The 20,609-nt window shown below is 70.5% G+C and carries 15 protein-coding genes; 10 read left to right on the top strand and 5 right to left on the bottom strand.

All coding sequences use genetic code 11. The features are described 5' to 3' along the window. Position 1: 1 nt before the first annotated feature. Together BN1193_RS17385 and BN1193_RS17390 are read right to left on the bottom strand one after the other, a co-directional pair. Entirely contained in the window at positions 2-736 is a 735-nt protein-coding gene (locus tag BN1193_RS17385) for a CDP-alcohol phosphatidyltransferase family protein (RefSeq protein ID WP_040168201.1), read from the bottom strand. 72 nt (positions 737-808) lie between these two features. Beyond that, positions 809-1,858: a glycosyltransferase family 4 protein gene (locus tag BN1193_RS17390; RefSeq protein WP_052460930.1), complete on the bottom strand. Its 1,050-nt coding sequence runs from the start codon at positions 1,856-1,858 to the stop codon at positions 809-811. A 69-nt stretch (positions 1,859-1,927) separates the two neighbouring features. Between BN1193_RS17390 and BN1193_RS17395 the strand changes: the two genes are divergently transcribed. From BN1193_RS17395 to BN1193_RS17415, 5 genes are all read left to right on the top strand, one after another. Continuing rightward, a complete protein-coding gene (locus BN1193_RS17395; protein WP_040168203.1) occupies positions 1,928-2,839 on the top strand; it encodes a glycosyltransferase family 2 protein in 912 nt (303 codons plus the stop codon). Between the two features lie 539 nt (positions 2,840-3,378). After that, a complete protein-coding gene (locus tag BN1193_RS17400; RefSeq protein WP_096788229.1) occupies positions 3,379-3,711 on the top strand; it encodes a hypothetical protein in 333 nt (110 codons plus the stop codon). 14 nt (positions 3,712-3,725) lie between these two features. Further along, positions 3,726-8,642, top strand: a complete 4,917-nt coding sequence (locus BN1193_RS17405; RefSeq protein WP_052460932.1) for a PKD domain-containing protein — start codon at positions 3,726-3,728, stop codon at positions 8,640-8,642. A gap of 53 nt (positions 8,643-8,695) precedes the next feature. Further along, complete coding sequence (locus BN1193_RS17410; protein ID WP_040168205.1) at positions 8,696-9,967, top strand: hypothetical protein; 1,272 nt, start codon at positions 8,696-8,698, stop codon at positions 9,965-9,967. Then, a complete protein-coding gene (locus tag BN1193_RS17415; RefSeq protein ID WP_040168206.1) occupies positions 9,964-11,340 on the top strand; it encodes a polysaccharide biosynthesis tyrosine autokinase in 1,377 nt (458 codons plus the stop codon). Before BN1193_RS17410 ends, BN1193_RS17415 begins: the two co-directional genes overlap by 4 nt. Positions 11,341-11,429: 89 nt before the next feature. Here BN1193_RS17415 and BN1193_RS18090 read toward each other — a convergent pair whose 3' ends face one another. Next, positions 11,430-12,728: a hypothetical protein gene (locus BN1193_RS18090; protein WP_154670793.1), complete on the bottom strand. Its 1,299-nt coding sequence runs from the start codon at positions 12,726-12,728 to the stop codon at positions 11,430-11,432. A 131-nt stretch (positions 12,729-12,859) separates the two neighbouring features. On the opposite strand from BN1193_RS18090, the gene BN1193_RS17425 reads away from it, so the two are divergent. Then, positions 12,860-13,516, top strand: a complete 657-nt coding sequence (locus BN1193_RS17425; protein WP_040168207.1) for an arsenate reductase/protein-tyrosine-phosphatase family protein — start codon at positions 12,860-12,862, stop codon at positions 13,514-13,516. 84 nt (positions 13,517-13,600) lie between these two features. Then, entirely contained in the window at positions 13,601-14,545 is a 945-nt protein-coding gene (locus BN1193_RS17430) for a DUF6492 family protein (protein WP_141396725.1), read from the top strand. Positions 14,546-14,604: 59 nt separating this feature from the next. Here the strand turns inward: BN1193_RS17430 and BN1193_RS17435 are convergent, their stop codons facing one another. Together BN1193_RS17435 and BN1193_RS17440 are read right to left on the bottom strand one after the other, a co-directional pair. Continuing rightward, a complete protein-coding gene (locus BN1193_RS17435; RefSeq protein ID WP_052460934.1) occupies positions 14,605-15,825 on the bottom strand; it encodes a DUF1972 domain-containing protein in 1,221 nt (406 codons plus the stop codon). Beyond that, complete coding sequence (locus BN1193_RS17440) at positions 15,825-17,360, bottom strand: sugar transferase (RefSeq protein ID WP_040168209.1); 1,536 nt, start codon at positions 17,358-17,360, stop codon at positions 15,825-15,827. Before BN1193_RS17440 ends, BN1193_RS17435 begins: the two co-directional genes overlap by 1 nt. A gap of 318 nt (positions 17,361-17,678) precedes the next feature. Between BN1193_RS17440 and BN1193_RS17445 the strand changes: the two genes are divergently transcribed. From BN1193_RS17445 to BN1193_RS17455, 3 genes are all read left to right on the top strand, one after another. Next, positions 17,679-18,482, top strand: coding sequence for an IclR family transcriptional regulator (locus tag BN1193_RS17445; protein WP_040168210.1), 804 nt, complete (start codon positions 17,679-17,681; stop codon positions 18,480-18,482). Between the two features lie 154 nt (positions 18,483-18,636). Continuing rightward, positions 18,637-20,304: an FAD-dependent oxidoreductase gene (locus BN1193_RS17450; protein WP_040168211.1), complete on the top strand. Its 1,668-nt coding sequence runs from the start codon at positions 18,637-18,639 to the stop codon at positions 20,302-20,304. Then, the gene (locus BN1193_RS17455; RefSeq protein ID WP_040168212.1) at positions 20,301-20,594 is read left to right on the top strand and encodes a Dabb family protein; all 294 of its coding nucleotides are present in this window, start codon (positions 20,301-20,303) and stop codon (positions 20,592-20,594) included. The genes BN1193_RS17450 and BN1193_RS17455 overlap by 4 nt, the downstream gene beginning before the upstream one ends. The last annotated feature ends 15 nt before the right edge of the window (positions 20,595-20,609 follow it).

Consider the following 20,609-nt stretch of genomic DNA (forward strand, 5'->3'; position numbering starts at 1 on the left):
GTCAGCTCCGCTCCAGTGCGGCGACCGAGCGGTACCAGCGCACGCCGCTGGCCAGCAGCAGGAGGGCGTTGATCGCGGCGAGTGCCGTGTACAGGAAAACGAAGACCGGCGTCAGCCAGAGGGTGAGGAAGACGATGCAGAGCAGGCCGTAATCGGCGGGCACGACCGCGAGGGAGTACAGCGCCGAGGTGCGTCCCCCGGTCGGTGCCGGCGGGGCGCCCGGGGTGGACAGACGGTGGATGCGCCGCAGCAGGTCGGCTCCGACGACGCCGAAGAAGAACACGCTGGCCACGGCCGTGAACCCCAGGGGCACGAGCAGCCAGACATCGGCGAGATCGGTGAAGCGGTACCAGTTCAGCAGCACCGCGATGTGCACACCCACGGCCTTCGCGGCGTCGAAGAAGTGATCCAGCCACTCCCCGGCGAGGGAACCGCGGCCGGTGAGGCGCGCCAGTTGCCCGTCCGCGGAATCCAACGCATACCCGAGCACGAGCAGCGCGGCGACCAGCAGTGAGGACCACCAGGTCGGCGGCAGCAGTGCGATCGCGAGGATGCCGCCGAGCGTGGCGACGCCGCTGAGCAGCGTGACCTGCGTCGGCGTCAGGCCCGCGACGTAGGCCGCCGCCGCCATCGGCCGGCCCAGCGGACGGTTCACGAAACGTGAGTAAGCGGGTGCGCCGCGTGAGGACTTCTGCGCCTCGCGCAGCCTCGTCATGGCCGCACCGAACTCGCTCACAGCTCTCCCCTGCTCTCTCCCGGGCCGATACCGCTGAACTCAGATGATATCCAGCCGCGGGACCGGCCAGGATCACAGTTCAGTGCGTAGAGCTCGCACCGCCCGGTCCCAGGTCCACCGGGCGCGCACGGCGGCGCTCGCGGTCTCGGCGGGGCGCGCCCCCCAGGAGGCATCGATCGCGGCGCCGATCTCGCCGGCCGGAGCGTCCGGATCGACGAAGCGCGCGTAGTCACCGACGGTCTCGTGATGCACCGGGATGTCGGACACCAGCAGCGGCGAACCGAAGTGCGCGGCCTCGATCGGCGTCATTCCGAAACCCTCATCGCGGGTGAGGCTGACGGTGAGGTCGGCGTGCGCGTACAGCCAGGCCAACTCCGCATCGCTCAGGCGTCCGAGGAAGCGCACGCGTCCGGAATCGCGCAGCGCATCGATGGCCGGCGGCAGCGTGCCGGACACGCCCGAGTGCTCGGAGCTGCCGACGACGAGCAGCGGCGTCCGTGCCGTGATGCGCTGCGCCTCACCGGCTCCCTCGATCAGGCGCTCGAGGTTCTTGCGCACGTTCAGCCGCCCCACCGTCAGCGCGAATCCGTCCACGTCGAGATCGATCGGACGGGCCGGAACCGCCTCGGCGAGGGCGGGCGGAACGGCCAGTCCGGTGACCGTGATCGGAGCCAGTCGCGGGGCGAGGCGTGTGATGCGGTCCGCTTCGGTGCGCGTGGAGGTCGCGACCACCGCGGCCCGTCGCGCGCTGGGCAGCATGGCGGCGAAGTAGGTGCGTTCGAAGCGCGTGAACCATGCGGGGTGGTCGACGAACATCGCGTCGTGGATGAACGACACGGAGCGCCCGAGCAGCGGCGCGAAGTTGTGGGCGACGACGACGTCGGCCCGTGCGCGACGGGCGAGAACGGGCAGCTCCACCAGGTTGGCCACGGCCTGTGGCCACAGGCGGGTGCGCACCACCTCGACCGAGGGGGGCACGGGGGAGTGATCGTCGCGGCGAACCGCGAGCACGATCTCGTCGTCGGGGAACGCGGCGTGCCAGGCGAGCACGAACTCACGCTGAACGGTGCGGTTCGCCGCCGGGCCATCCGCCCACCAGAAACCGTCGAACAAGATGCGCATCGAGCCTCCCGCGGACCGCGCCTATACTAACCGGGCGCCGCACCCTCATCGCGGACGGAGGGGGTGCCCATGCCGGGCCGACTGGGAATCGTCGTCGTCAACTACGCCTCGACGACCCTCCTCGCGACGAATCTGGTACGCGTCGCAGCACAGGTTCCGGACGCCCTCGTGGTGGTGGTCGACAACCTCTCCACTGCCGACGAGCGCGCCGTCGTGACGTCGCTGTGCGTCGCGCACGGGTGGGAACTGGTCGCGCCGGCGGACAACCTCGGCTTCGGTGCCGGGGTGAACGCGGGCGTGGCTCGGGCGCTGGATGTCGGATGCACCGACCTGCTCATCCTGAACCCCGACGCGGTGGTGGACGGCGACGCCGTGCACGCTCTCCGGGCCGCGGTCGCGGAGGACCGTCTGACGCTCGTCTCGCCGATCGTGCGCGCCGCGGACGGACGGGTCTGGTTCGGCGGCAGCGACCTCTACCTCGCGGACGGAGAGACGCGCGCGCGGCGGCGCCGCCCGGAGCATCCCGGAGCGGAGCGCGTGGAGTGGCTGAGCGGCGCCTGCCTGATGGCGACGGCGGAGCTGTGGCGCGCGACCGGCGGCTTCCAGGATGACTACTTCCTCTACTGGGAGGACGTCGACCTGTCCCGACGTGTGGTCGCCGCCGGGGGAACGCTGCGTGTGCTCGAAGACGTCGAGGCGTTGCACGATGAGGGCGCGACCCACCGTGCGGCGGGCCAGGTGAGCGAGGCGAAGTCGCCGACGTACTACTACTTCAACATTCGCAACCGCCTCCTTTTCGCCGTCCACCACCTCGACGCGAAGGGCATCGCGCGGTGGACGCGGGGCACCCCGCGCCACGCGGTGCGGGTGCTGCTGCGCGGCGGCAAGCGGCAATTCCTGCATCCGGTGGCGCCGTTGCGTGCAGCCTGGCGGGGGATGCGGGACGGCCGCCGGATCGTGCGCGACGCGCGCCGGGGCTGATCCCTACCACGGCCTGGGTGCTGATGCCAGGGGTTCGGGAGACGCTCTCACGGCGTCGCGCGCGGCGTCGTCCCCGGGGCCCGCTCAATCCCGCGGAAAAAAGACGTTCATGAATATTCCTTAATGTCCAATTTTGCCCTAGTATCCAGGCTGGGGAGCCGGGATGCGACCCGATGCTTCCCGGGTGATCACAGCACCATCGAGGTCCTGTGACGCCGTAGCCCCGAGGGAAACAGGATTCATGGTGCGTGGAAACGCGCTCCGTCGGCGTCTCGTGACGCGCGGTGGAGCAGCAGCGGTGGCGGTCGTCACGATCGCGACCCTCGCGCTCGCCGGTTGCACGCCGGCGGACTCCGCTCCCGGTGCGTCCGCCTCGCCGAGCTCGTCGGCGTCCGCGGGTGCCGCCGCTCCCGCGGGACCGCTGCCGACCCCGACGGGAACCTGGACCCCGCCCACCCCCGGTCGAGGCCGCGCCCCTGCCGACCACGACCGCCTCGGCCGCCGACCCCGTCACCTTCGGCACGGGCGCGGAGGTGTCGGTGGTCAAGCTCGCCGCGATCACGGTCAAAGCCGAGACGCCCGGCGAAGTGGACGGCAGCGCCGTCGCCCTCACCGTGCGCATCCGCAATGACGGGCCATCACCCCTGCAGGTGGACTCCGCCGTCGTGACCGTGACCGCGTCGGATGGGACCTTCGCCGTGGGCACCACCGCCGGTACCAACGTTCCCCTCGCGGGCACCATCGCCCCCGGTGCGTCCGTCGAGGGGCAGTACGTCTTCATGTTGAAGGACGCCGCCGGCCGCGACGTCTCCGTCAGCGTCAACTATGCGGCGGGAGAACCCGTCGCCGTCTTCACGGGCACCGTCTCGTGAGCAAGGAGCCCCCCATGAGCGCAGCGCCCGGTCGCCTCCGCCGTCTCATGGCCGCAGGCGTCACCGCGCTGATGTTCGCCGTCGGGTTGACCTTCCTCCCTGTCACGGCCGCCTCCGCCGCGGTTCCGACCACGAAAGCTCCGCTGCTCGAGCGTGATGACTCGGTGGTCACCGCCGATGCCCTGCCGACGCTGCAGATCAATGACGGCTACGTCTGGGCGCAGACGACCATCGGCACCACGGTGTACGCCGTCGGATCCTTCAGCGGTGTCCGTCCGGCGGGGGCGGCGGCGGGAACCGGCACGGTGGCGCGATCCAACGTCCTGGCGTACGACATCACGACCGGTGCTCTGAACACCAGCTTCGCCCCCACGGTCAACGGTGTGGTCAAATCCGTCGCGGCATCCCCGGACGGATCGCGGATCTACATCGGCGGGTCGTTCAGCAGCGTCAACGGTCAGACACGCTGGTCCTTCGCGGCGCTGGATGCCAAGACGGGCGCCCTCGTGTCCGGCTTCTCGCCGTCGGTCGGCGGATCCGGCGTGTACGGCATCGCGGTCACCGGGAGCACCGTGTACGTCGGCGGGCTGTTCACGCAGGCCAACGGCGTCGCGCGCAAGAACCTCGCGGCGTTCGACGTCACCAACGGCGCCCTGATGCCGTGGGCTCCCACCACGGATCTCCAGGTCGACGCGATGGTGATCGAACCCGGCACCGGGAACCCCATCGCCGCCGGACGCTTCTACGCGGTCAACAGTCAGGTCCAGCGCGGCCTCGTCGCGCTGGACCCGACCAGCGGTGCGATCCTCACCGACTGGGCGGCGCCGAAGACCGTGATCAACGGCTGGAACTCCGGAACGAACGCCGGCAAGGCGGGAATCTTCGGACTGGCCACCGACGCCAGCGGCGTCTACGGCACCGGTTGGGTCTTCGCCGACGTCGCCACCGGCAACCTCGAGGGCACGTTCGCCGCCGACGCCGGTTCCGGAGCCATTCGCTGGGTGGCGGACTGCCACGGCGACCACTACGGCATCTACTCGACCGGCAAGACGGTCTACTCGACCAGCCACACGCACGCATGCGAGACCGTCAACCTCGCCCCGGAGCAGGACCCGCGGACCTACCGGTACATCGAGGCCGTGACGGCGGACGCTCGCGGCACGCTGAGCCGGTCCGCCGGCGTGAGTGACATCTACAAGGACTGGAGCGGCACGCCCTCCCCGAGCGCGTACGCCTGGTACCCGGACTTCACGGTCGGCAACACCTCCGGGCTCGGCCAGGCGGGGCTGTCCATCACCGGCGCGGGCGATTTCATCTCCGTGGCCGGAGAGTTCGGGACCGTGAACGGTCAGGCACAGCAGGCCATCACCCGGTTCTCCACCAAGCCCGCGACGGGCGCGAAGCAGGGTCCGCGCATCACCACGTCCTGGACCCCGACGGCGGCATCCCAGCTGGCGGGCATCGCGACCGTGCGGATCGCCGGCAACTGGGACCGCGACGACCTCTCCCTGACGTACGACCTGCTCCGCGCCGGCACCGCCACCCCGGTCGCCACGCGGACCGTCGATTCGACGTGGTGGAGCCAGCCGACCGTGGCGCTGACGGACACCACCGCGACGCCGGGATCGACGCAGAGCTACACCGTGCGAGTGAAGGACAAGGACGGCAACACGGTGACCAGCTCCGCGGTCTCCGTGACGATCGCCTCCGGCACCACGTCGGCGTACGGCGCCGCCGTGCTGTCCGACGGCCCCTCGGACTACTGGCGCATGGGCACCGACACGGTCAACGTCGCGGGTGGTCCGGCCATCAGCTACGGCTTGCTCACGAGCCGGGTCGCGGGTGCGATCAGCGAGACCGGTTCGTATGCGACGAGCTTCAGCGGCTCCTCGAGCAGCCGCGCCTCGACCTCCACGTCCGTCGTCGGTCCGCAGACGTACTCCACGGAGTCCTGGTTCAAGACGAACACCTCGCGCGGCGGCAAGATCGTCGGCTTCGGCAGCTCGTCCACCGGCTCCTCCTCCAGCTACGACCGCCACGTCTACATGACCAACGCGGGCAAGCTGATCTTCGGCGCCTACGACGGCGCCACGCGGACCGTGACATCGCCGGCGTCCTACAACGACAACGCCTGGCACCACGTGGTGGCGACGCAGGACGCGTCCGGAATGAAGCTCTACGTGGACGGTGCTCTCGTCGGCAGTGACGCGACCGCGACCGTGGCGCAGAGCTTCACCGGCTACTGGCGGATCGGCGGCGACTCGATCGGCAGCTGGCCCTCGGCGCCGAGCTCGCAGTGGTTCACCGGCGCGATCGATGATGTCGCGATCTACCCGCAGGCCCTCACGGCGGACCAGGTCATGGCGCACTACGCGATCGGGCGGAACCTGCAGCTGCCCACGGCGGCCTTCACCCCGACGGCGACGGACCTGTCCGTCGCGTTCGACGCCTCCGGGTCCTCGGCGCCGTCGCCCCGTACGATCTCCTCGTACACGTGGGACTTCGGCGACTCCTCCACCGGAACCGGCGCGTCCCCGTCGCACACCTACGCCGCCGCCGGCACCTACACGGTGACCCTCACGGTCACGGACAGCACCGGGCTGTCCGCGTCGGCGTCACAGACCCTCACGGTGCTCGCGCCGAACGTCCCGCCGACCGCGTCGTTCACCTCCACGGTGAGCGGACTGACCGCCTCTGTCAACGGTGCCGGTTCGAGTGACTCGGACGGCACGGTCGTGGGCTACAGCTGGGACTTCGGTGACGGCTCCGCGGCGGTGACCACCCCCACCGCGCAGCACGCGTACGCCACGGCCGGCACCTACACGGTGACCCTCACGGTGACCGATGACCGGGGCGCGACGGGGACGAAGACCGCTGACGTGACGGTCGCGCACGCGGCTCCGGTGGCGCAGTTCACCGCGACCCCGGCGGGCCTGTCCGTCGCGGTGGACGCGGGAGCCTCCACCGCATCGGACGGCGCCACGCTGTCGTACGCCTGGGATTACGGCGACGGAACGACGGGAACCGGCAAGACGGCCTCGCACACGTATGACGCCGCCGGTTCGCACACGATCACGCTCACGCTCACCGACAGTGCCGGGGGCACGGCGTCGGCGACGCAGGAGGTCTCGGTGTCGGCCGTGGTTTACGCGGCCGCGGATGAATTCTCGCGGTCCGTCACCTCGGGCTGGGGAACGGCCGACACCGGCGGTGCGTGGACGGCCATGTATGGTGCCGCCTCTGCCGCCTCCGTCGCGAACGGCGTCGGCACCATGACGCTGGCCGCCGGGCAGACGCGCAACATGACGCTGAGCGGCGTCAGCCTCACGGATTCGGCCTCGCGGATGTCCTTCACGGTCGCCTCGACCCCGGCGTCGGGCAGCGGGTACGTCGGACTCGTGTCGCGGCAGACCGCCACGCAGGACTACACCCTGCGCGCCTGGATGCGCAACGACGCCACCGTCTGGCTCGTCGCGCAGGCGTCCGGGACGGTCATCTCCTCGGTCGCCGTGAGCGGTCTGACATGGGCGGCGGGCGACACGTTCACGCTGGCCACGGAGGTGACCGGCACGTCGCCGACCACCGTGTCGGCGAAGATCTGGAAGGCGAGCGCGACCGAACCCACGGCCTGGCAGCTGACCAAGACCGACGCGACGGCCGCTCTGCAGGCCGCCGGTTCACCGAGCGTGCACGTCGCGCGAGCCGGATCGGCGACCTCCGCGTACAGCGTCTCGGTGGACGACTTCACCGTTCGCGATCTGGGTACCGCGACCAATCCGGCCGGAAACCAGGCGCCCACGGCGTCGTTCACGGCCACGCCGACGGACCTGTCGGTGGCGGTGGACGCGTCGGCGTCGTCCGATCCGGAGGGTACCGCGCTGACGTACGCGTGGGACTTCGGTGACGGTTCGGCGGCGGGGTCCGGCAAGACGGCGACGCACGTGTACACGGCGGCGGGGGAGTACACCGTGAAGCTCACGGTGACGGACGCCGGCGGTGCGACGGGCTCGACGACGCAGAAGGTCACGGTCACCGCACCGGCGACGAATGCGGCACCGACGGCGTCGTTCACGGCCACGCCGACGGACCTGTCGGTGGCGGTGGACGCGTCGGCGTCGTCCGATCCGGAGGGTACCGCGCTGACGTACGCGTGGGACTTCGGTGACGGTTCGGCGGCGGGGTCCGGCAAGACGGCGACGCACGTGTACACGGCGGCGGGGGAGTACACCGTGAAGCTCACGGTGACGGACGCCGGCGGTGCGACGGGCTCGACGACGCAGAAGGTCACGGTCACCGCACCGGCGAGCGCCGCGATCGCCTCGGATGACTTCAGCCGGACGACGAGCGCGGGCTGGGGCACGGCGCCCATCGGCGGCGCGTGGACGGTGCAGTACGGCGCGGCGTCGGCACTGAGCACCGACGGCAGCGTGGGTCGGGTGTCCATCGCCGCCGGGCAGACGCGCAACATGCTGCTCAGCTCCGTCTCGGCTCAGGACGTGCGGATCACCACGAAGCTCTCGCTCGCCGAGGCGCCGGCGGAGGGGGCCTCCTACGCCGGTGTCGTGGCGCGCCAGACCGCGACCGACAATTACCAGGTGCGCGTCTGGCTGCGCAACGACGCGACCGTCTGGCTCGTCACTCAGCACGGCTCGACCGTGCTCAATGCCGTCCAGGTCCCCGGCATCACGCGCGCTGCGGGCGACACCTACACGCTCGTGGCCGAGGTGGTCGGCGACGGCACCACGACCATTCGCGCCAAGCTGTACCCCGCCGGCGGAACCGAACCCACCGCCTGGCAGGTCACCTCCACCGACGCCACCGTGGATCTGCAGGTGGCCGGCGCGGTGGGTCTGCACGCGAACCGGGGAGGGGCCGCGACGACGAACGGGACGTTCACATTCGACGACTTCAGCGTGGTCGCGGCTCAGTGAGATTCTGCACCACGCTAGGGTGACGAGCGAGGAGTACAGACGGGACAGAACGCATGACCAGCATCGCCACGGTCGGCATCGTGCTGTTCGCGCTCTGCGCTCTCGCGGTCGTCGTGATCATCGGGCGGGCCATGCCGCGCGGGACCTTCGTGATCTGGGCGCTCGTGCTGTTCTTCGTTCCGGTCTGGATCGGCGCGACCGCCGGGCTGTACTTCTCCGCCTTCACCGCCATGACGATCGTCGCGATGGCGGCGTGCGGCCGGCGCATCCGCCTGGTCCCCGCTGACGCGGTCGCGCTGGTGTTCGTGGTGCTCGTGTTCGCCATGTTCGCGCTCAAGCTCGCGAACCTCACCACCGCGGTGGAGGCGAGCCTGGAGTGGATGCTGCCGTACGCGTGGGGCCGGATGGCGCTGGCCAGAGTCGGACGCGAGCACGTCGCCGCCACGATCTCCGTGGTCGCGACGGTCGCCGCCGCCCTGGCGATCATCGAGGCGATCACGCACACCAACCTGTTCGTGGAGCTGCCCCCGCTCGGTCCGTCCGCCGCCACCTGGCGGCCGTTGCAGTACCGCGGCGGGGAACTGCGGGTGGAGGGGGCGTGGGGGCATTCGATCGCCCTCGGCGCGGGCCTGGCCATGAGCTCGGCGTTCGTGCTCGCGGCACGCTGGCGAACGACGATCAAGCTCCTGATGCTCGCGGTGATCGCCGCGGCCACGGCGCTCACCCTCAGCCGGATCGGGCTGGTCACGCTGGTCCTCACCGTCGCGGTGAGCATCGTCACGCTCCCGGGCCTGACCCGCATGACGCGATTCGTGGTGGCGCTGCTCGGTCTGCTGACGGCGGTGGTCCTGGTCCCGATCCTCAGCAGCGTGTTCCTGGAAGCCGGGGATGAGGCGGGTGGCAGCGCCGACTACCGCGGCGACCTGTTCGTGCTGTTCGGCCAGGTGCGCCTGTTCGGGGGCGCGCCGGATTGGGCGGGCCTGACCGTCGGCGGAACGTACCTCGGGACGTACGCGGACTCCGTGGACAACGCTCTGCTGGTGATCGCGCTGCGGGTGGGATGGATCCCGATGCTGCTGACGGTGGCGCTGATCCTGATGGCCGCCCTGCCGACCCTGCGGCCGGGGCAGGCGAACCCGGCCGGCATCGCCGTCCTCGCCCAGATCCCGGCCCTGTTCGCCGTCGCGCTCATCACGCAGTTCGGCATGTACTTCTGGTTCCTGGTGGGTCTCGCCGTCACGTGGCACGCGACGCGCGATGAGCCGCCTCTCTTCCCCGTGGCGGCCGACACCGCCCGGGACGCCCTCGTGAGGAGCACGACATGACCACGAGCCCCGGCTCCACCTGGACGCTCGGACGCGTCTTCGACGCCCTGAAGAAGTGGTGGCTGCTCATCGTGGCCGCCGCCGTCCTCGGTACGGGCGTGGCCTATGCCGCGTCCGCGACCGTCACCCCCGTCTTCCAGTCGACGGCGAAGCTGTTCTTCACGCTGAACCAGGGCACGACGGCCATCGACCTCGCGCAGGGGTCGAACTACACGCAGTCGCAGATGCTCTCCTACGCGCAACTGGCGACCTCGTCGCGCGTCCTGGAGCCGGTGATCGCCGAACTGCACCTGAACACGTCCTCGCGCGACCTCGCCCGCTCGATCGACGTGTCGATCCCGCAGAGCACGTCGATCCTCGAGGTCCGCGCCTCATCCGGGAGCGGGGAGGAAGCCGCCCAGCTCGCCAACGCCGTCGCCACCAGCCTCACCGCCGTGGTGGGCGAGATCATGCCGACCGCGACCGCGACCGAACCGCGGATCACCGCGGAGCCGATCGACGAAGCGGTCGTGCCGACGGTCCAGGCGCTGCCGAACAAGACCCGCGACGCCGCCCTCGGCGGGGTGGTGGGCCTCGTGCTCGGGGTGCTGGTGGCGCTGCTGATCTCGCTGCTGGACACCCGCGTGCCGACGGAGAGCGTGCTCAAACAGGTGGTCTCGGTGCCGGTGCTCAGCTCGGTCACCCGGCTGCCGTCGGCGCGTCGCCGACTGCAGGTGGCGCAGGAGCCCCTGGGGCGGACCTCGGAGGAACTCCGGCGCATCCGCTCCGCGCTGGCGTACGTCGGTGTCGACGAACAGGCGCGCCTGCTGCTGGTGATCAGTGCGAACCCGGGAGAGGGCAAATCGACCGTGGCGTCGAACCTGGCCCTCACTCTCGCGGGTTTGGGCTCCGAGGTGCTGCTGATCGACGCGGACCTGCGTCGTCCCCGGGTGGCCGACCAGTTCGGCCTGGAGGGGGCGGTGGGCCTCACGACCGTGCTGGTGGGAGACGCCACGCTGGATGAGGCGAAGGTGCGCCGACCCGGCACCACGCTGGACATCCTCACCTCGGGTGAGATCCCCCCGAACCCGGCCGAGATCCTCACCTCGCACGCGATGAGCGCGCTGCTGGATGAGGCCAACCGACGCTACGACTTCGTCCTGGTGGACTCTCCGCCGGTGCTCTCGGTCGCGGATGCCGAACTCATGGCCCCGCGCATGGACGGCACGATCCTCGTCGTCGACTCCACGTCGACGCGACGGGGCGCACTGACCGACACGATCGCGCGCGTGCGCGATGCCGGTGGACGCGTCGTCGGTGTCGTGCTGAACAAGACCCGTCCCGGCCGGCGCAAGGCGTCGTACTACGCGGAGAAGCCGACGCACCGAAAGTGACGCTCACTCCCGCGAGGTCAGCAGGCGTGCGCGGTGACGCAGGATGTAGACCGTCCTATGTCGAGAAGCAGGTGCACCGGAAGTGACGCTCACTCCCGCGAGGTCAGCAGGCGCGCGCGGTGACGCAGGATGTAGATCGTGTAGGGGATGATCTGGCAGACCACCATGGCGATCGCGTTGCCCAAGGGCGGCCCGGCGGCGCCCATCGGGGCACTCAGCACGAGGGAGAGCCCGAGGCTGCCGAACGCCATCAGCAGGGTCGGGATCACCTGGAAACGGATGCCCTCCCGGTCCATCAGGTACATGCCGAGCGGGTTGAGCACGGCTGTCGCGGTGATCATGGCGCCGAAGGTCAGCATCGTGGTGAGGGAGACGACGACCGCGCCGTCGGAGACGAAGGCGAACAGCAGCGGTCCGACCAGGCACACCACGCCGGTCGCGGCCGCTGCGGCCAGGCCGAACACGGCTGCCTGCGGCCAGGGGCCGCGGCGCAGCGTTCCCTCGTGGCGGCCCTTCGCGTAGATCGGCCACAGCGCGACGCCGGCGGCCGTGACGAGGGTCTGCAGCGCGAAGAACACCTGTCCGGCGACGCCGTACTGCGCCACGTCCGCCGGGGTGCCCTGCTGGGCGAGGACGAAGCGCTGCGTGCTGATCGCGATCGGCGGCGTCAGCAGCTGAGCGAGCATGGGCCAGCCGATGTCCATCACCCGTGCGCCGCGATACCGGCGCACCTGGAAGACGTGCCGGACGGCGGTGCCGAGGGCCGGCCTCAGCAGCCACGAGGCCAGCAGGAAGCCGGCGAGGGCGGTCAGGGCCGTGGCCAGGAAGGAGCACACCGCCAGGAGCGGATACAGCGTGGCCGGAGCGAGCTGCAGCGTGAGCCAGACGAACAGCAGCGTCAGCGGCGAGATGAGCCCCTGCACCAGGATCACGATGTGGTTCTTGCCGAGGCCGATCAGGACGCGGATCCACACGCCCAGGGGGATGGCGAGGCAGAACACGGTCATGCAGACGAAGGCCGCGACGTCCGCTCCGGGCTGATCGCCGACGCCGAGCAGCGCCCGCCACCCGCCGCTGACCAGCAGCCCGGCGTTGATCGCCATCGCCACGGCTGCGAAGCCGAGCTGGATGCGGCCGACGCTGGTCAGCCGTGCCACCAGCAGGCGGGAGTGACCCGGGTCGCGCGACGTGGCGACGGTGTTGACGATCACCGCGCCGGAACCGAGGTCGGTGAACGACAGCAGTGCGGGCAGGCCGAGCAGCACGGTGTACAGGACGTACTGATCGACCCCGGCGCCGGAGATGACCAGGCGCGTGGTGAGGACTCCGCACACCAGGGACACGCACATCGTGCCCATCCGTGCCAGAAGTGCCAGCAGCGCGCTCATGCCGACCATTCTCCGTCTCGGGCTCCGTGCGCCACGGGACGTGCGCATGCTGGCGGGTCCCACGCAGGGAATCTCGCTTCGATCAGGTTATCCTCAAAGCTCACGGAGGGAGCCGGGGTATGGGAGCTGGGGTGGCATTCGTGTGCGCCGCGAACGTCTGCCGGTCTCCCGTGATGGAGGTCGCCTTCCGCCAGACGGTCCGGGACGCGACGGCCTGGGACATCGTCAGCGCCGGCACGCAGGTCACGCGCGCGGACCGCATGTGCGCGGTGGCCGCCCGGCATGTCGGGACAACCGCGGTCGGCGCGACCTTCGCCGCCGGCCACCGCTCGCGGGCGGCGACACCGGACCTGCTGCGCTCGCGCGACATCGTGCTCGGGGCGACCGTGGCCGAACGCCGACGACTGGCGGTCCTCGTCCCCGCCCTGCGCGAGCGGACGTTCACGGTCCGTGAAGCCGTTCTCCTCGGAGCCGAGGAGGCCACGATCGACGAAATCGCGGCGGCCCGAGCCGTCCACGGTGCGGACCTGTCCGGCCTGGCGCTCTACGCCGCCGTGCTGGACGCCCGACGGGGCGTCGTTCCGATGCCCGAACCGTCGCGAGGCATCCTGCCCTGGCGGGCGGGTCCGGACCCTCGCGACATCACGGACCGCCACACCTCGCGTCTCGCCCGGCACCACGGCGCCATCCGCCTGGCCGAGTCCTCCGCTCAGGAGTTCGCCCAGCAGGCGCAGCGCTTCCTGGACATGCCCGGAAACCGCCGCGGGCGACGACCGTCGCACGCCTGACGGTCCCCGAGAACGGCGACCGGGATCTGCCAGACTGAACGCGAGGTCCGCGGCATCCGGGACCGGAAAGGGCGGGTCTGAACGATGGCCCCAGGGCTTACGGCCGTCACGGTGACCTTCCGTGGTGAGGACGATCTGCTGCGCCTGCAGGCGCGCTCCCTGGACCGCTTCGCGCCCGACGACCTGTTCTCGCGGATCATCGTGGTCGACAACGATCGTCGCCCGCTCTCGCCCGCCGGCCGTCGTATGCTCCTCGCGGAATATGGGAATCTCGCCTCGAGAGTGACGATCGTTCGCGGCGATGACGTCGCCGTCGTTCCCCCCGCTTCGGGATGGATGGCGCAGCAGGTGCACAAGCTCGCCGTGTCCCGCCTCGTCGAGACCGACCACTACGTCCTGTTCGATGCGAAGAACCACGCCATCAGACCGCTGCGCAGGGGCGACCTGTTCGGCCCGGACGGGCGTGCCCGCGGCGGGTTCCACTCCTACCTCACGCACCCGCTGCTGCCGCGGCTGCACGCGACCTTGGACTACCTCGGGCTCGGTCACGAGGCGGCGGAGATGTACCCGCCGACCGCCACCCCGTTCATGATGCCCACGGACGCTGCTCGTGAGGTCGTCGCCGAGGTCGCCCGCCGCGGCGGCACGGACTTCGCCACGGAGTTCGTGCGTGCTGACCTGACCGAGTTCCTGCTCGCCTCGGCCTGGATCCTGCGCCGGGACGGGGGGTGGGAACGTGTCTATGACGGCGTCCCCATCGAAGCGCCCGCCGTCTGGGGTTCGACCGCAACCGTCGACGGTGTGCGCAGCGCGGTCCGCACCGCCGCCGAGCTCGACGCGCCGTTCTTCGGGGTTCATCGCCGGGCGCTGGCGCGTCTGCCGCGGGACGGACGGGACGTGCTCGCCGCCCACTGGCGCGAGCGGGGACTCGTCCCCGACGAGCGGGAGTTCGGTGCGCTCGTGCGCGCTGCGCGCCGCCGTTACCTCGTCGCGGCGGTGCGTGAGAAGGTCGCGACGGCGCGACGGTGACACCTGAGCCGGGTGCCGGCGCGGTGCACTGAGAGGGAAGGGGCCACGCGCCCCTGACCTCAGAAATCCCACTCGGTCGTGGACCGGGTCGCCCGGCGGGCGTCGCGGTGAATGCTGTGGCCTGAGCTCAGTCGCAGCGCGAGGTCTTCGTACTGCGCCGCGACCTCGTCCCAGCGGAAGGCGGTGGCGGCACGATCGCGCGCTGCCCCCGCGAGCCGCGCGACGAGTCGGTCGTCCGACTCGACCGCGGCGAGGGCGTCGGCGACACCCGCGGCATCGCGGAAGAACCGGCCCTGCCCGTCCAGGACGTCGCGGTTGAAGTTCACGTCGTAGGCGATCACAGCCGTCCCGGCCCCCATGGCGCGCAGCAGCGAGGGGTTCGTGCCCCCCACCGAGTGCCCGTGCAGATAGGTCGACGCGTGGTGGTACAGCGCGTCCAGGAGATCCTGGTCGTACACGCCTCCGATCAGGCGGATCCGGTCATCGCCGTCCGCGGCGGCCTGGATCTGCTGCGTGTAGGTGGCGGCGTACGGGGCCGAACCCACCACCACCAGCGGCTTGCGCGCGCTGCTGTCCCGGTATCCGCGGACGATCTCCAGCACGTGGTTCTCCGGCTCGAAGCGCGCCACCACGAGGTGGTAACCGCCGGGTTCCAGGCCGAGCGCGCGGACACCGTCCGTCGGGGCGTCATCCAGGAGCGGGGCGCCGTAGCGGATCATCTCGGTCGGGACCGAGAACTGCTGCGCGTAGTAGTCCGCGATGCCGGGGGCATCCGCGATCAGCGCGTCGGCCGTGCGCACGCCGAACTGCTCCGCCCAGCGGTAGTACGCCTTCCCGCGCGGTCCCCACTTCGAGCGGCGCCACTCCAGACCGTCCATGTGCAGGGCGGTGCGGATGCCGCGCGCGCGCAGAATCGGCAGGAACGGCGAGTTCGCCGCGTTGAACACGAACGCCGCATCCGGCCGATGCCGGGTCACCGCGTGGAGCACGCTCACGCCCGTGTGGCTCAGTGTCTCGATCTGCTTCTGCGGCACCGCGGGAAGGTGGACCACCCGCATCCCCAGGTACTCCTTCGCCCGACTCTGCGACCCGCGCGTGTAAACCGTCACGCGGTGACCGCGATCGCTCAGTCGCCGCCCGACCTCTTCCACGGCGGTCTCGAATCCGCCGTACGCGGCCGGTACGCCGCGCGTGCCGATCATCGCGATCTCGAGCGTTCGGGTGGCCCGCTCCGGTGCACCGGTGACGCCCGGCGTGCGATCCGTGTCCGGAGCCACCATCAATAGGCTCCCTGCGCCTGCGGAGAGACCATCATCCGCGCCGTGCGCCACATGATGATGACGTCATTGACGATGGACCAGTTCTCCACGTACCGCAGGTCCAGGCGCACGCTCTCGTCCCAGCTCAGGTCGCTGCGCCCGCCGATCTGCCAGGGACCGGTGATGCCGGGCTTGATGAACAGCCGACGGTGCACGGCCGCCTCGTACGCGTCCACCTCGCGGATCAGCGGCGGACGGGGGCCGACGATGGACATGTCGCCGACCAGCACGTTCCAGAACTGCGGCAGCTCGTCCAGGGACAGGCGGCGCAGGAACCGACCGACACGCGTCACGCGCGGGTCCTCGCGCAGCTTGAACAGCGGGCCGGCGCCCTCGTTCTGCGCCACGAGCGCCTGCAGCTCGGCCTCCGAACCCACGCGCATCGTGCGGAACTTCAGCATCATGAACGTGCGTCCGTCGCGGCCCACGCGCTCCTGGCGGAAGAACACCGGCCCGCGTGAGTCGACGGCGATGGCGATGGCGATCGGCACGGAGATGATCGCGATGACGAGCAGGGCGAGCGCGGAGACCACGACGTCCAGGGCGCGCTTGAGGGCGTACTGCGCGCCGTCGAAGGTGGGGATCTTGACCTGGATCAGCGGCAGGCCGTCCACCGGGAGCAGGGAGATGCGGGGGCCGGCGACATCGGTCAGCCGGCTCGAGAGCACCAGCTGCGCGGCTGTTCCCTCCAGCTGCCAGCCGAGACGCTTGACGAAGTCGGGGTCATCGTGCGGCTGGCTCGCGACGATGATCGTGTCGGCGCTCAGCTGCGCGGCTGCGGTGGCGGCGCTCGCGATCGTGCCGAGCACGGGGTAGCGGCGGCCGCGGACGACGATGGGCGCGGAGGAGGAATCCGTCAACGCGGTTCCGACGACCAGGTAGCCGAGCTGTCCGGTGCGCTCCAGCGTGTCCAGCACGTACTCCACGTCGCTGCGGTCGCCGAGCACGATCGTGCGCGAGACGAAGTGGCCGAACTGGCGCTGGCGCACGAGCCACCGGCGCGAGAGCCAGCGCCCGAGGAGCAGGGCGAGCGTTCCCAGGGGAAGGGTCAAGAGGATCTGCGCGCGCATTCCGCTCAGCTGCAGCAGGACGGCGAGGACGGCGAGCGTGCCGAAGGCGGCACCCGTGGCGTGCAGCACGCGGCGGTACTCACCCGGCCCGGCGCCGAACAGGCTCGCATCGCGCGTGCGCAACGCAGCGAGGGCGAAAACCCACGTGACCGCGACCGTGGCGTCGGTGAGCGGCCGACCGGCGGAGGACTCCAGCGCCGGTGCCAGGGCGTAGGGCGCGGCGACGGCCAGCACGATGAGCGTGGTGTCGATCACGCGCAGCCGCCAGCGGTATCGACGTTCCCACTGCCGTCGTCGGGTCAGCGTGGCCGTCGCGCGAGGCGAGGTCGCCGGTAGTGCGATGAGCGCCGGTCGTGGGGTTCGGCGCACCGAAGTACGTCGAGGCCTCACGCGCGCGACGGTCGCCGTGTCGTGCGCCGCAGTCATATTTTCGTCACCTTGTCCTCACGGAGCATCGCCGATACCGATTCCCCATGAACATCCCCGCTCGTCCCTCGGCGAACGCCGAAGGACCTGCCCCCAGGCGCGTCCGTTCACACGGGCACGCCTGTCTCCGGACCCCCATCCAGTGACTTCTCCGCGGCTGCGGAAGAGCATGAAGTGACTCTAATACTTCACACAGTCCAATGGAAGTACAATTCAATACTGCATCGCGTCCAAAATTAGGATCGACGCGCCGAGGAGTCGACATCGGTCTTCGCGGCCCTCGATCGCTGCGACGTAGGATCGCGGAGAGGGAGCGTGATGCCGAACTCCGTAGCGGGCGAATCGATCATCCAGCGCGTCGCGCGCGTGCTCGCCGCCTTCGACGCGGACAGCACCGGGCTCACGATCGCCGAGATCTCCCGACGTGCCGATCTGCCCGAGTCCACCGCGCGGCGCATGGTCGGTGAGCTGATCGACGAGGGCATTCTGGCGCGGCAGGACGCCCGACTCGTCGGCATCGGTCACCGCCTGTGGGCTCAGGTCTCGCGAACGTCGCCGACCCTGAAGCTCCGCGACGCGGCGATCGGGTACATGGATGACATCCAGACGGTCGTCGGCCATCACACGACGCTCAGCGTGCTGGACGGAGACGAAGCGCTGTACATCGAGCGCCTCGGCTCACGGAACTCCACGACGTCGATCGCGAATGTCGCGTCGCGGTTGCCGTGGCACACCGTCTCCGCCGGCTGGGTGCTGGTGGCGAACGACGATCGGAGCGAGGAGGAGCGTCGACTGCGTCGACGTCTGATCGCGCACACGGACGCCACCATCACCGATCCGGCGGTGCTGCGCGCGAAGCTGGCGGACGTGCGCCGGACGGGGTACGCCGTGTGTGCCGCGATGAGCGTGCCGGCCTCCACCGGCATCTCCGTCCCGGTCCGCGGGGGCACGGGGGAGGTGGTGGCGGCTCTCGGCGTCATCGTGCCGGTCGCCGAGAATCGCGTGCCGTCCGCTCTGCCGCTGCTGATGGCCGCCTCCCGCGGCATCTCCCGCGCTCTGGGGTGGGCCGGTGGATCGGAGGCGCCGGGCCACTGGCGTTCGTCGCATCCGATGAGCTCCTGAGCCGGTGACGCGCCGGTAACCGCCATTCAATGGCGGTTTCGCTTGTCGCGCCCGGCGGCCGGTCTGAGGGTGGACGAGTGCCTGACGGCACCGGTTCCGATCACAGCCGATCGAAGCCCCTCCGCGACGCAGCGGCAGACAGGAAGGCCAGCACATGCGAATCCTCACAGGCGAAGAGCGATCCCGGTACGACGTCGTCGTGGTCGGGTCCGGCGCGGGAGCCCTCACCGCCGCGGCGACCGCGGCGGCGGAGGGACGGACGGTCCTGGTGCTGGAGAAGTCATCGCTGCTCGGGGGCACCTCTGCGGTGTCCGGCGGCATGCTCTGGATCGTCGATAACCACTACGCCCAGGCCGCCGGACGCACTGACTCCATCGAGGAGGGCCGGCGCTACGTCGAGTCCGTCGCCCGCGGCCGTGGCCGCAGCGAACTGCTGCACGCAGCCCTGGAGCACGGGAGCCAGATGCTGCGTTACGTCGAGAGCGCGCTCGGGGTGCGCTTCATCCTGCTCGATGACTTCCCGGACTATCGCCAGGACCTCCCCGGTGCCGCCACGGGTGGACGAACCGTCGAACCGCAGCTGTTCAACCAGCGCGCCGCCCTCGGCGAGCTCGCCGACCACGTCCGCTCGGACGGCCGCGCGCCCTACACGATGGCAGAGTACGAGGACTGGGGTGCCTTCACGAACTTCCCGTGGGCCGAGCTCGCCGCGCGCACCGAAGCCGGCGAGACCGCCAAGGGCCACGCGCTCGTGTCGATGCTGATCACCGCGGGCGTCCGCGCCGGCGTCACGTTCGCCGTCGATGCCCGGGTCACCGCTCTGCTGGGCGACGCGTCGGGAGTGCACGGCGTCCGACTTGAGGACGGCGCCGAGATCGAAGCGTCCACCGGGGTGGTCATCGCCTCCGGCGGCTTCGAGTGGGACAAGGCGCTCGCGGACTCCCTCCTCGCCTCCCGGCTGTACACGATGTGCTCGCCGCCGTCGAACACCGGGGACGGCCTGCGGATGGCGCAGCGGATCGGTTCCATGACCCGCGGCACCCGCGAAGCGTGGTGGGCGCCGATGTCGATCACCGGCACGCTCCGCGACGGCGAGAGTGTCGGTTCGCTGCTGCGCTTCGAGCGGCAGGGGCCCGGCTCGATCATGGTCAATCGCCACGGAGTCCGCTTCGCGAACGAGGCGCAGAACTACAACGACCTGGCTCGCTGCCTGCAGTCGTGGGACTCACCCAACAACCAGACGTTGAACACCCCGGCGCACGTGGTCTTCGATCAGGCATACCTGCGCTCGTACGGCATCCTTGACCACCGCGCCGGTCAGCCCACCCCGGACTACCTCATCGAGGCACCGACGCTGGGCGAGCTGGCCGTCAGGATCGGCGTTCCCGCGGATGCCCTCGAAGCCACCGTCGCCCGCTTCAACGAGAACGCGCGGGCGGGCGTGGACCCGGACTTCGGCCGCGGCGAGTCCGCGTACGACCGGTACTGGGGCGACGCGGCGAACGCCTGGCCGAACCCGTCGCTCGGTCCGCTGACGGAGGGTCCGTTCTACGCGATGGAGGTCGTCAACGGCGCCTTCGGCACCAATGGTGGTGTCGCGACGGACGGTCAGGCGCGCGTGCTGACCGTGGACGGTGAGCCGATCCCCGGCCTGTACGCCGCCGGCAACGTGTCCGAGAACGCCTACGCCGCCGGATACCCCGGAGCCGGCGCCACGCTCGGCCCGATCATGACGATGGGCTTCGTGGCCGGCTGCGGTCTCGCCGGCGTCAAGCCCGGTCCGACCGCCGAGCGCGCGGCCTCTGCGGAGGTTCCGGCATGATCCGCCACGTCGTGATGTTCACGTTCCGTCCGGACTTCCCGGCCGACCAGCGCGCCGCCTGGGAGGCGGGCCTGAACCGGATGCGCGGCAACATCCCCGGGATGCTCAGCATCACCCACGGTGCTGACGTCGTGCGCGCGGAGCGCTCCTGCGATTACGCCATCGTCGCCGACTTCGAGACGCTCGCCGACATCGAGGTCTACAACACCCACCCGCTGCACGAGCCGCTCAAGGCCTATTCCTTTCCCAACAGCAGGTCCATCACCTCGGTCGATTTCGTCCTCGACTGACCCATCCAGGAGAAC

It is taken from the genome of Microbacterium gorillae, from assembly GCF_000826185.2.
Taxonomy (GTDB): Bacteria; Actinomycetota; Actinomycetes; order Actinomycetales; family Microbacteriaceae; genus Microbacterium; species Microbacterium gorillae.

What these genes read in the sequence shown, in the direction of transcription:
- BN1193_RS17410 (WP_040168205.1), top strand. Translation starts at nt 8,696, where the DNA reads ATGACCAGCATCGCCACGGTCGGCATCGTGCTGTTCGCGCTCTGCGCT.
- BN1193_RS17390 (WP_052460930.1), bottom strand. Translation starts at nt 1,858, where the DNA reads ATGCGCATCTTGTTCGACGGTTTCTGGTGGGCGGATGGCCCGGCGGCG.
- BN1193_RS17440 (WP_040168209.1), bottom strand. Translation starts at nt 17,360, where the DNA reads ATGACTGCGGCGCACGACACGGCGACCGTCGCGCGCGTGAGGCCTCGA.
- BN1193_RS17450 (WP_040168211.1), top strand. Translation starts at nt 18,637, where the DNA reads ATGCGAATCCTCACAGGCGAAGAGCGATCCCGGTACGACGTCGTCGTG.
- BN1193_RS17395 (WP_040168203.1), top strand. Translation starts at nt 1,928, where the DNA reads ATGCCGGGCCGACTGGGAATCGTCGTCGTCAACTACGCCTCGACGACC.
- BN1193_RS18090 (WP_154670793.1), bottom strand. Translation starts at nt 12,728, where the DNA reads ATGAGCGCGCTGCTGGCACTTCTGGCACGGATGGGCACGATGTGCGTG.
- BN1193_RS17445 (WP_040168210.1), top strand. Translation starts at nt 17,679, where the DNA reads ATGCCGAACTCCGTAGCGGGCGAATCGATCATCCAGCGCGTCGCGCGC.
- BN1193_RS17430 (WP_141396725.1), top strand. Translation starts at nt 13,601, where the DNA reads ATGGCCCCAGGGCTTACGGCCGTCACGGTGACCTTCCGTGGTGAGGAC.
- BN1193_RS17415 (WP_040168206.1), top strand. Translation starts at nt 9,964, where the DNA reads ATGACCACGAGCCCCGGCTCCACCTGGACGCTCGGACGCGTCTTCGAC.
- BN1193_RS17455 (WP_040168212.1), top strand. Translation starts at nt 20,301, where the DNA reads ATGATCCGCCACGTCGTGATGTTCACGTTCCGTCCGGACTTCCCGGCC.
- BN1193_RS17405 (WP_052460932.1), top strand. Translation starts at nt 3,726, where the DNA reads ATGAGCGCAGCGCCCGGTCGCCTCCGCCGTCTCATGGCCGCAGGCGTC.
- BN1193_RS17435 (WP_052460934.1), bottom strand. Translation starts at nt 15,825, where the DNA reads ATGGTGGCTCCGGACACGGATCGCACGCCGGGCGTCACCGGTGCACCG.